Origin of the sequence: Pelomonas parva, assembly GCF_043555835.1 — a bacterium.
GTDB classification, from domain to species: Bacteria; Pseudomonadota; Gammaproteobacteria; order Burkholderiales; family Burkholderiaceae_C; genus Pelomonas; species Pelomonas parva.
The window spans coordinates 295,476-306,802 of sequence record NZ_JBIGHV010000003.1 but is presented as its reverse complement, the minus strand read 5'-3'; the positions used below and the strand labels follow the sequence as shown (position 1 = coordinate 306,802).

8 protein-coding genes are annotated in these 11,327 nt (G+C 69.5%); all 8 read left to right on the top strand.

Annotated elements, in window-relative coordinates:
• The first annotated feature begins 2 nt into the window (after positions 1-2).
• The 8 genes from ACG00Y_RS08975 (at position 3) to ACG00Y_RS08940 (ending at position 11,324) form a co-directional block, all read left to right on the top strand.
• Entirely contained in the window at positions 3-734 is a 732-nt protein-coding gene (locus ACG00Y_RS08975; protein ID WP_394478001.1) for a PEP-CTERM sorting domain-containing protein, read from the top strand.
• Between the two features lie 63 nt (positions 735-797).
• Positions 798-2,144 (top strand): TolC family protein, encoded by a 1,347-nt coding sequence (locus ACG00Y_RS08970; protein ID WP_394478000.1) that lies wholly within the window; start codon positions 798-800, stop codon positions 2,142-2,144.
• Positions 2,141-3,853, top strand: coding sequence for an efflux RND transporter periplasmic adaptor subunit (locus ACG00Y_RS08965; RefSeq protein WP_394477998.1), 1,713 nt, complete (start codon positions 2,141-2,143; stop codon positions 3,851-3,853). The genes ACG00Y_RS08970 and ACG00Y_RS08965 overlap by 4 nt, the downstream gene beginning before the upstream one ends.
• A gap of 4 nt (positions 3,854-3,857) precedes the next feature.
• Positions 3,858-6,008 (top strand): hypothetical protein, encoded by a 2,151-nt coding sequence (locus tag ACG00Y_RS08960; protein WP_394477996.1) that lies wholly within the window; start codon positions 3,858-3,860, stop codon positions 6,006-6,008.
• On the top strand, positions 6,001-8,001 hold the full coding sequence (locus ACG00Y_RS08955) for a preprotein translocase subunit SecA (protein WP_394477994.1): 2,001 nt from the start codon (positions 6,001-6,003) through the stop codon (positions 7,999-8,001). Before ACG00Y_RS08960 ends, ACG00Y_RS08955 begins: the two co-directional genes overlap by 8 nt.
• The gene (locus tag ACG00Y_RS08950; RefSeq protein ID WP_394477992.1) at positions 7,998-8,798 is read left to right on the top strand and encodes an efflux RND transporter periplasmic adaptor subunit; all 801 of its coding nucleotides are present in this window, start codon (positions 7,998-8,000) and stop codon (positions 8,796-8,798) included. The genes ACG00Y_RS08955 and ACG00Y_RS08950 overlap by 4 nt, the downstream gene beginning before the upstream one ends.
• 5 nt (positions 8,799-8,803) lie before the next feature.
• Complete coding sequence (locus ACG00Y_RS08945; protein WP_394477991.1) at positions 8,804-9,313, top strand: hypothetical protein; 510 nt, start codon at positions 8,804-8,806, stop codon at positions 9,311-9,313.
• Positions 9,314-9,338: 25 nt separating this feature from the next.
• Positions 9,339-11,324: a DUF2075 domain-containing protein gene (locus ACG00Y_RS08940; protein ID WP_394477989.1), complete on the top strand. Its 1,986-nt coding sequence runs from the start codon at positions 9,339-9,341 to the stop codon at positions 11,322-11,324.
• Positions 11,325-11,327: the final 3 nt, after the last annotated feature.

Below are 11,327 nucleotides of genomic sequence, written 5' to 3'. Positions count from 1 at the left end.
CCATGAAAACGCTCCTTCATCCGCCCCATGCTCCAGGGATGGTTGGCAGCACCCGCCATCCCTACCATCCAGGCAAGCGCAAGCCCCACGTCTCAGTCCTTTCGAGTCTCCACATGTCTCTACAAAATTCCTTTCGCCCTTGGTATGCCGCTGCGGCACTGACACTGGGCCTGTTCTGCGGTGCTGCTCAAGCTGGCCTTGTGACGGGCCAGATAGGCGTCGACGACGGCCTCGGCCCGGGCATTGCGAGTGGGGACGAGATCTTCGCCAGCGATTTCACGGACGGCACAGGCCTGGGTGAATGGCATGAAGGCGGCTTCATCGGGCAACTGAGCCGCAGCTGGTCGGGCAGCCTGACGGGCGCGCAACTGCAGGTGTTCGCTGGCGGCTGGGGGGCCTACGGGCCTGCCGAGGTCCTGCTGAACGGCGCGGTCGTCGGTCAACTCACGGTCGCAGACTTCGACATCCTGGGTGCCAACTACGCATTCCTGGACAGCATCAACCTGGGTGTCGGCAGCGGCGTGCTGAATGGCCTCAACGACATCGAGATTCGCGTCGCCACTTCGAGTGACCCTGACGCCCCGCTGGACACAGGCGTGGTCGGTTTCGTCAGGCTGGTTCTGCGGACGGATGACGGCACGCCCGGCAACACCGTTCCCGAACCCGGCAGCATCGCGCTTGCCGGCGTGGCCCTTGCCGGCGTGCTGCTGACGCGCCGCCGTCGTCGCGACTGACGCCATCGCGCACACTCACGCGCCGGCCATTTCGGTCGGCGCGTTTCGTTTGGGCTATCCCTCTTGATCCGACCTCTCCTGTTGTTGTCGCTCGCGCTGCCCGCCGCAGCCCAGACCCTGCCCGAACTGGCCGCCCGCGCGCTCGACGCCGACCCCGCCGTGCGCGCCACCGCCGCCTCGCTGCGCGCGGCCGACCAGCGCCTGTTCCAGGCCAAGGCCGCCTTCGGGCCGACGGCCAACGTCACGGTGACGAGCAACAAGAGCCGCTACGCCGAGCCGCCGACCTACAACGCGCGCGGCCTGCGCTCCGACCAGTATGTGTTGCAGGTCGCGCAGCCGCTGTGGCGCGGCGCGCTTTACCCGGCCGTGCAGGCCGCGCGCAGCCAGTTCGAGCAGGCCGAGAACGCGCTGGCGCAATCGCGGCTGGAGGCCCAGCAGCGCCTGGCCGAAGCGGTGCTGGAGGTCTTCAAGGCGCGCGACGTGCTGGCCCATGCCACCGCGCTGCGCGAGGCCTACACCGAGCAGTTCGCGGCGGCAAAGCGCGCCTTCCAGGTCGGCCGCGCGGCCGCGCCCGAGGTGCGCGAGGCCGAGGCGCGTGTCGACAACGCCATCGCCCAGGCGCTGGCGGCCGAGGCCGAGCTGGACCTGCGCCAGCAGGTGCTGGCCGAGATCGCCAATGGCCCGACGCCGGCGCTGCTGCTGCGTGCCGTCGCACCCGACGCGCTGCCCTCGCTGCGGGCCGACGGTGTGCTGGACTGGCTCTCACGGGCCGAGGTCGACAGCCCTTCGCTGCGCCAGGCCCGGCTCGCCGTGGAGGCCGCCGAGGCCGAGACGCGCAAGGCCTCGCTGGCCCATGCGCCGTCGGTGGACGTGAACGCCAGCTACACCCACTCCAACGACAACGGCACGGTGACCAGCATCTTCCCGCGCACCGGCAACACCACGGCCGTCGGCGTGACGCTGACCATTCCCATCTTCGCCAGCGGCGCCACGCAGTCCAAGGTCGTCGAGGCGCTGGCGCTGCGCGACAAGGCCGCCGGCGAGTTGGACCTGGCGCGCCGCACGCTGGTCATCGGCGTGCGCCAGGCCTTCGTGGCCACGCTGTCGGCGCTGTCGCAGGCCAAGGCGCTGGGCACGGCCGAGCGTTCGCAGGCCTTGTCGGTACGTGCCAACCAGCGAGGCTTCGAGGTGGGCATCAAGACCAATGCTGATGTACTGGAGGCCCAGGGCAAGCTCTTCGAGGCACGACGCGATCTCTCTCGCGCGCGGCACGACGCCTGGGCGAGTTACTTCAAGCTGCGCGCGCTGTCCGGCGCGCTGAGCGACGCCGACTGGCAGGCGCTGGACGCGCAGCTCGTGGCGCATCAGCCGAACGAAATGGGTCGAGCCCGCGACCGGAGTGGCTCATGAGTGACCACGAGGCGGTGCTGCCGCCGCCCTCCGCTACGCCGCAGGCCGCCGAGCTGGCACCGGCGCTGGCCATGTGGCTGCAGCGCTTGCATGCTGCTGGCCTGGGCTGCCAGGGCGTGGCGCTGCATGCGGCGGACGCGGCCTGGCGCGCGCCGTTCGAGCGCGCGGACGTGGCCGAAGCCTGGGCGGAAGCCCGCGCCCGTGTCACGCGCGACAGCCCCGTCGCGCTGGGCCGCGTGACCACGGCAGAGCTTCTCGTTGCCACGCACTTGATGCTGCCCAGCGGCCAGCCCGGCATCGTCGGCGCGTTGCTGAGCCCGCCGCACAACGACCGCAGCCTGCAACTGCTGCTGCTGTCGCTGGGCTGGCTGCAGCTGACGCTCAGCGCGGCCAGCCTGGCGCACAACCAGCGCGCCGCCGAGCTGCTGGAGCTGATGGGCCATGTCGCGTCGCAGAAGGACGCGCGCGGCGGTGCACAGGACTGGGTCAACCGCACGGCCGCCTGGGCGCGGCGCGAGCTGCCGCCGACAGGCGACCTGCGCCTGGCGCTGTTCGAGGTGCGCCACGAGCGCGCGCGCTGGTGGGTGGCCGCCGATGTCGCCTACGCCGAGACCGGCAGCCCGGCCGTGCAGGCGGCCACGGAGATCGCCCAGCGCGCTTTCGTCGAAGGCCGCGAGCTGACCGACCCCGAAGCCTGGGCGCTGCCGCTGCTGGACCAGGGCGAGGTCGTCGCCGTGCTGGTGGCGCAGGGGCAGGCCACGCCCGCCGCCCAGCAGGTGCTGCGCACGAGTGCGGCGTTAGCGGAGCCGCTGCTGCGCCACTGGCGCACGGCCGAACTGCCCCTGCCCATCCAGACCTGGCGCGCGCTGCGCCGCGTCGGCGGCCGCCTGCGTGGCCCCGGCCACTGGGCCTGGAAGTCCGGCGCCGCGGCGGTCGTGCTCGTGCTGGCCGTGCTGTTGCTCATCCCCGTGGACGACCGCGTCACGGCCCACACGGTCATCGAAGGCCGCACGCGCCAGCTCGTCACCGCGCCGTTCGAGGGCTTCATCGCCGAGGCCCTGGTGCGGCCGGGCGACCGCGTGCGCCAGGGCCAGGTCTTGCTGCGTCTGGACGACCGCGAGCTGAAGCTGGAGCAGGCCCGGCTGCGCGGCGACCGCGACCAGGCCGCCGCCAAGCTGCGCCAGGCCATGGCCGAGCGCGAGGCCGCGAGCGTGGCGATGGCCAGCGCCGAGCTGCAGGGCGCCGAGGGCCAGCTGGCGCTGGTGGAAGCCAAGCTGGCGCGGGCGCAGCTCGTCGCGCCCATCGCCGGCCTCGTCGTCAGCGGCGACTGGGTGCAGCAGGTCGGCGCGCCGACCGAGCTGGGCAAGGAGATGTTCGAGATCGCCTCCGAGGGCTACCGCGTCGTGCTGCATGTGCCCGAGCACGACATCGCCCGCGTGCGCACCGGCCAGCGCGGCGTGCTGCGCCTGGCGGGGCAGCCACAGGACGGCCACGACTTCGAGCTGAGCCGCGTGACGGCCACGGCCAGCGTGCAGGACGGCACCAATGGCTTCCGCGCCGAGGCGGCGTGGGTGGGCGAGACGCCGCCGCTGAGCCCGGGCATGCAGGGCGTGTCCAAGGTCGTCGTCGGCACGTCCAACCTGGTGACGATCTGGACGCGCGAGTCGGTCGCGTGGCTTCGTTTGAAGCTCTGGCAATACTGGATCTGAAGCCATGCAGGCGCTGCTTTCGGAGCACTGGCATGCGCTACGGCACCTGAGGCCAAGGCTTCGTGACGGCGTCGAGCCCCTGCACCGCCGCCTGCGTGGTCGCTCCTGGGTGCTGCTGTCCGACCCCGTCAGCCAGCGCTTCCACCGCATGACGCCCGAGGTCTGGCGCGTGCTGTCGCTGTGCGACGGCCGCCGCACGCTGGATCAGGTCTGGGACGCCGCCTGCGCCGCCGCCAGCGACGATGGCGCCAGCATCTCGCAGCATGAGCTGGTGCAGCTGGTGTCGTCTCTGCACTCCAACGACCTGCTGCAGAGCCAGGTCTCGCCCGACGCCGGCGAGGTGTTCGAGCGCTTCCAGCGCCAGCGCAAGGCCAAGTTCAAGCAGAACTGGCTCAACCCGATGAGCCTGCGCCTGCCGCTCTTTCACCCGGATGCGTGGTTCGACAAGCAGACGGCCCTGGCGCGCCTGCTGTTCAGCCTGCCGGTGGCGCTGCTGTGGCTGGCGCTCGTCGTGCCGGCCGCCGTGCTGGGCGCCCAGCACTGGCAGGCGCTGACCGAGAACCTGTCGGACCGCGTGCTGTCGGCCAGCAACCTGCTGCTGCTGTGGTTCGTCTACCCGGCCGTGAAGGCGGTGCACGAATGGGCGCACGGCCTGGCGGTGAAGGCGCGTGGCGGCACGGTGCGCGAGATCGGCCTGCTCTTCATCATCTTCACGCCCGTGCCCTATGTGGACGCGACCTCGTCCTACCGCTTCCCGTCCAAGTGGGCGCGCGCGCAGGTGGCGGCGGCGGGCATCCTGGCCGAGCTGGCTCTGGGGGCAGTGGCCGTCTACGTGTGGCTGGCGGCCGAGCCGGGGCTCGTGACGGCGATTGCGTACAACGTCATCCTGATCGCCGGTGTGTCCACGCTGCTCGTCAACGGCAACCCGCTGATGCGCTACGACGGCTACTACATCGCCACCGACCTGCTGGAGCTGCCCAACCTCGCGCAGCGCGCGCAGAACTACTGGGTCTATCTGAGCGACCGCTTCCTGTTTGGCGCCAAGGACGCGGAGCCGCCGCTGGCGTCGCAGGGTGAGCGCTGGATCCTGTTCCTCTACGGCGCCATCGCGCCGGTCTACCGCCTGCTCATCACGGTCGGCCTGATTTGGTTCGTCGCCAGCGAGTACCTGCTGATCGGCGCCATCATGGCCGTCATGGCGGGTTGGCAGGCGCTGGTGATGCCGGTCTGGAAAGCATGGAAGCATCTGGACGAAGGCGGCTCGCTGGCGCGCCGGCGCGACCTGGCCAAGCGGCGTACGCTGTTGTTGATCATCGGTGTGCTGGGCTTCCTGGGCCTGGTGCCGCTGCCGTTCTATTCGGTGCACCAGGGCGTGGTCTGGTTGCCCGACGAGGCGCTGGTGCGTGCCGAGGCGCCGGGGCAGATCAGCGCCGTGCAGGCTGCGGCGGGCAGCGTGGTGGCGCGCGCTGCGCCCATCCTGAAGATCGACAACCTGCCGCTGCAGGCCGAGCTGACGCAGGCCGCCGCCGCGCTCGCGCAGACCGAGGCCAACCTGCGCCGCGCCGAGGTGGCTGAGCCGGCCCGGGCCATCCCGCTGCGCAGCGAACTGGCCGCGCGGCAGTCGCGCTACGACGAGGCGCTCGCCCGCGTCACCGCGCTGGACGTGGTGGCCGCCACGGCGGGCCGCTGGTTGCCTGACGCGCCCACCGAGCTGACCGGCCGCGCGGTCAAGCGCGGCGAGCTGCTGGGCTACCTCGTCGCCGGCCCCACCGACCGCGTGCGCGTGGCCGTCACGCAGGAGGATGCGGACATGGTCAAGCACCGCGTGCAGTCCGTGCAGGTGCGGCTGATGCAGACGCCGCACGCGATGCTTGACGCCCGCGTGCGCCGCGAGGTGCCGGGCGGCGGCTTCGAGCTGGTGTCCGCCGCGCTGGGTTCGTCGGGTGGCGGCGAGATCGGCGTGGACCCGGCCAAGGAGGGCGGCAGGCACAGCCTGCGCCGCGTGTTCGATCTTGAATTGCAGTTGGACGATCCCTCGCCCAGCGCGGTGTTCGGCGACAAGGTCTGGGTGCGCTTCGACCTGGGCGCCACGCCGCTGGCGGCGCAGTGGCTGCTGCGGCTGCGGCAGGCTTTCCTCGCGAGGCTGAATGTCTAGCCTGGCCGCCGACCTGCGCTGGCTGCGCGCGCTCGCCGGCCCCGAGTTCCGCCGCGCCGACACGCTGCGCGACGAGCGCGGTGCCGAGGGCGACCAGAAGCTGGAGCGCTGGCTGCGCGATGCGGCCGGCTGGCTGCCGGTGCAGAGCGAATCCGCCCGCAGCATCGCCGCGCTGAACGCCGCCATCACCGCACTGCCGCTGCGCGACACCAGCGACGAGGCTCTGACGCAGCAACTGAGCGGGGCCATGACCGCCCTGCGTGCTGATGCCAACGACGCCGCCGCTCTCGCCCGTGCCCTCGGCGCCGTCGGCGAAGCCGCACGCCGCAAGCTGGGCCTGTGGCCCCACCCCGTGCAGTTCGCGGGCGCGCGCCTGCTCATCACCGGCCGCCTGGCCGAGATGCGCACCGGCGAGGGCAAGACGCTGGTGGCCGCGCTGGCCGCCACCGTGATGGCAGCCAGCGGCGCGCGCGTGCACGTCGTCAGCACCAACGACTACCTGGCCGAGCGCGACAGCGAGGAGATGCGGCCGCTGTTCGAGCTGTTTGGTCTGACGGGCAGCTTCGTCAAGGGCGGCATGGAGCCCCACGAGCGCCGCGCCGCCTACCGCCATGCCGTCTGCTACGTCAGCGGCAAGGAGCTGGTGTTCGATTACCTGAAGGACCGCCTCGCCGGCCACGGCCTGCTGCCCGGCCGCGTCGCGGGTGTGCGCGGCTTCGTTCGTGGCGATGCGCCCGAGCCGCTGATCCCGGCCCTGCACTTCGCCATCGTCGACGAGGCCGACAGCGTGCTCATCGATGAGGCGCGCACGCCGATGATCCTGTCGCAGGAGGCCGAGGGCATCCACGAGCCCGTGCTGCTGGCCTGGGCGATAGGCGCCGCGCGTGGTTTGCAGGAAGGCGAGCACTTCGCGCTGAAGCGCGCTAACCGCGAGGTCGAGCTGAAGCCCGGCACGCTGGACGCCTGCCCACCGCTGCCCGGCGGCATCCGCCCCGTCTGGCGCGCCCGGCCCTGGCGCGAGCAGCTGCTGCGTCAGGCGCTGACGGCGCTGCACTTCTACGAGCGCGATCAGCACTACATCCTGGCCCCCGGCGAGAAGCCGGAGGAGGGCCTGAAGGTGCAGATCGTCGACGAGAGCACCGGCCGCGTGATGGCCGACCGCAGCTGGGAGCAGGGCCTGCACCAGCTCATCGAAGCCAAGGAGGGCGTCAAGCTCACCGCCGGCCGCGACACGCTGGCGCGCATGACCTTCCAGCGCTTCTTCCGTCGCTACTACCTGCTGGCGGGGCTGACCGGCACCGCCGCCGAGGCCGCGCGCGAGCTGTGGGCGACCTACCGTCTGCGCGTGCGCCGCCTGCCGACGAACAAGCCCATCGCTCGCCGTGAGCTGCCGGCCGCGTGTTTTGCAAACGCCTCAACCAAGTGGCAGGCCGTGGCCGACGACGCCATCGCGGCGGCCGCGCGCGGCCAGGCCGTGCTGGTGGGCACGCGCAGCGTCGAGGCCAGCGAGGCCGTCGCGGCCGTGTTCGCCGAACGCGGCGTCGATGTCGTCGTGCTGAACGCGCGCCAGGACGCCGAGGAAGCTGCCGTCGTGGCCGCCGCCGGCATCTCCGGCCGCATCACGGTGGCCACCAACATGGCCGGCCGCGGCACCGACATCAAGCCCGACCCGGCCGCACTCGCTGCCGGTGGCCTGCATGTCATCCTGACGGAATACCACGAGTCCCCGCGCGTGGACCGCCAGCTCTTCGGCCGCAGTGGCCGCCAGGGGCAGCCGGGCAGCGTGCGCGCGCTGGTGGCGGCGGACGACCCGCTCTTCAAGACCCTGCCGGCGCCTTTGCGCGCAGCGCTTGCACAGGGTCAGGGCTTGCCGCTGGCCGTGCGCATCGCGCAGGCCGCCGCCGAGCGCCGCGCCTGGCAGATGAGAAAACAGACCCTCCGCCAGGACCGCGAGTTACACCGCATCATTGGCATTGCAGGCACAACGACATGAAACCGACCCTCCTCCTCGCCCTGCTCAGCCTGCCTGCCTTGCCCACATGGGCGCAGGACTACGACTGCATGATCGAACCCGCCCAGACGGTGGAGATCCGCAGCCCCGTCGTCGGCATCCTGGAGCGCGTGCACGCCCGCCGTGGCGACGCCATCCGCCAGGGCCAGGTGCTGGTCAGCATCGAGAGCAGCGTCGAGTCCAGCGCGGCGGAGTCGGCACGCGCGCGCGCCGACGCGCAAGGTCAGACGGAGCTGTCGCGCGCCAGGGTCGGCGCACTGCGCGAGAAGGCGCGTCGGCTGCAGGACTTGCTCGCCGAGGAATTCGTTTCCGCCCAGGCCGTCGAAGACGCGCAGGCCGAACTCAAGCTCGCCGAGGCCGAGCTGAAGACGGCCACCGAGAACAACCAGATCGCCCGCCTGGACCACCGCCAGGCCGTGGACCAGCTGCGCCGCCGCCAGATCCTCGCGCCCTTCAGCGGCGTCGTGGTGGACCAGTACCTCTACCCCGGCGCGCTGATGGACAGCAGCGACACCAAGAAGCCCGTGCTGAAGATCGCGCAGACCCACCCGCTGAAGGTGCAGGCGCTGCTGCCGGTCAAGGCGTTCACGCGGGTCAAGCCGGGGCAGATGGTCAGCGTCACGCCCGAGGCGCCGTTCGCCGACAAGCCCATCCAGGCCAAGGTGCGCACGGTGGACCGGGTGCTGGACGCGGCGGCCGGCACGTTTGGCATCGTGGCGGAGATCGACAACGCGAAGGGTGAGCTGCCGGCGGGGCTGCGCTGCAAGGTCAAGCTCTGAGCGTCATGCTCAAGCTCCTGCTGGCTCCGCTGCGCTGGACGGTTCGGTTCGTCTTCGCGCTGCTTATCCTCTTCGAGGAATGGGGCTGGGAGCCGCTGCGGCGCGTCTTTTCGCTGCTGGCCAGGCTGCCGGTCATCCGGCAGTTCGAGGCCCTGCTCAAGCGCCTGCCGCCGCGCTGGGCACTGGTCGTGCTGTTGCTGCCCAGCCTGCTGATCCTGCCCATCAAGCTGCTGGCGGTGTGGCTGGTGGCCGAGGGCCGCGTAACGCTGGGAATCGCCGTCATCGTTGCCGCCAAGCTGATCGGCACGGCGCTGCTGGCCTGGCTGTTCCAGCTCATCCAGCCGGCGCTGATGCAGCTGCCCTGGTTCGCGCGAGTCTATGAGCGCTGGACGTACTGGAAGGCGGAGCTGCTGGCCTGGGTGCGGGCGAGCGCCGTGTGGCGGTCGGCCCGGGCGATCAAGCTGCGGGTGAAGCGGTTGTTCAGGCGGGGGCGAGAGGTGCCGCCCTCGGCTTGAAGCCGCAGGCTCGATACTGAAAAACATGAATGTCAGCCGTGCCTACTACGCATCGACTCTCGACGATTTCCTGCGCGCATCGGCAGACAGCGTACTGGGTGAGTTGGCGCGGAACTCTGGTTTCTCGATTGAACTGAGTCAACGCAACGCCTGGGTTCGACAGACCGAGATCCTCAAGCTTCAGCTCGAAGAATGGGGGCGAGCAGGACACATTTTTCTTGAGTTCGTCGTTCCCCGGATGGGGCGCCGCATCGATGTGCTGGTACTCATCCGCAACACAGTGCTGGTCATCGAGTTCAAGGTGGGCGAGTCGAACTTCACGCGTGCCGCGCTCGATCAGGTCTGGGACTACGCACTTGATCTGAAGAACTTCCACGAACCAAGTCATGGGGTCACGATTGCTCCGCTACTCGTTGCAACGGAGGCCACCGCAGGATTCAGCGCAGTGGCGACAAGCCATCACAACGACGGGGTTCTGTTGCCCATCAGGACTGACCCCGCCTCATTGAGCTTGTGCATCCAGCAAGTGCTCGCTTTGAGTGAAGGGTCTGGCATCGACCCCGACAGCTGGGTGCGCGGGCGCTACAAGCCAACGCCCACGATTGTGGAAGCCGCCTCGGCCTTGTATGGGCAGCATTCGGTCGCAGACCTGTCTCGCAGTGATGCGGGTGCCAAGAACTTGTCGGTCACCTCTGCCGTCGTCGACCAGATCATCGAATCAGCACGACGGCAACGACGCAAGGCCATCTGTTTCGTGACTGGCGTGCCCGGCGCGGGAAAGACCTTGGTGGGTCTTGACGTCGCGACCAAGCACATGGACGCAAGCAGCGAGCTGCACAGCGTTTACCTCTCTGGAAACGGGCCGCTGGTCAAGATCCTCTGCGAGGCCTTGGCCCGTGACGAAGTGGCTCGGGCTCGGTCGAAGAACATGCGTCTGCGGAAAGGCGAGGCCTGCAAGGCGGTGGAGGCGTTCATTCAGAACGTTCACCACTTTCGGGACGCCTACCTCGTTGACGACCGTGCGCCCATCGACCACGTGGTGATCTTCGATGAAGCGCAGCGCGCGTGGACGCTGGAACAGACCAGCAAGTTCATGGCGCAGAAGAAGGGACGCCCCAACTTCAACCGATCCGAGCCCGAGTTCCTCATTTCGTGCATGGACCGGCACGAAGACTGGGCCGTGGTGATCTGCCTCGTCGGTGGCGGACAGGAGATCAACACGGGCGAGGCTGGCATCAGCGAATGGTTGGCGGCCGTTGAGCGGCATTACCCCTCGTGGCAGGTTCACGTGTCGCCGCATCTGACGGACAGCGAGTACGCGGCCACCGATGCGATTGCGTCGCTGCAGCAGCGCGCCCATGTCGTTTTCAATGAAGGCCTGCATCTGGCCGTCTCCATGCGCTCGTTCAGAGCCGAACACGTATCCAGCTTTGTGAAGCATTTGCTGGACCGCGACAAGGCCCAGGCGTCCGCTGCACTACAAGCCGTTCAACAGCGCTATCCGATCGTCGTCACGCGCGATCTGGGTGCAGCCAAGCAATGGCTCAAGTCCCAAGCGCGCGGGACGGAGCGCTATGGGATCGTCGTCTCATCGCAAGCCGAGCGGTTGAAGCCTCATGCGATCGACGTGCGTTCACCGATGGACCCGGTGCACTGGTTCTTGGACGAGAAGGACGATGTGCGTTCTTCCTACTACCTCGAAGACGTGGCGACGGAGTTCCACGTCCAAGGCCTTGAACTCGATTGGGCTTGCGTGGTCTGGGATGCAGACCTGCGGATCAGCGACGACGGCTGGCGACATCACCAGTTTGTCGGCAACAGGTGGCAGAACATCCACAAGCCGGAACGGCAGCTCTACCTGAAGAATGCCTACCGGGTGCTACTCACTCGCGCGCGGCAAGGCATGGTCATCGTTGTTCCGCGGGGTGATCCAGAAGATCCGACACGCGACGCGGCGTTTTATGACCCGATGTTTCTCTACCTGCGCGAGATCGGCGTGCCGACTCTTTAGGGG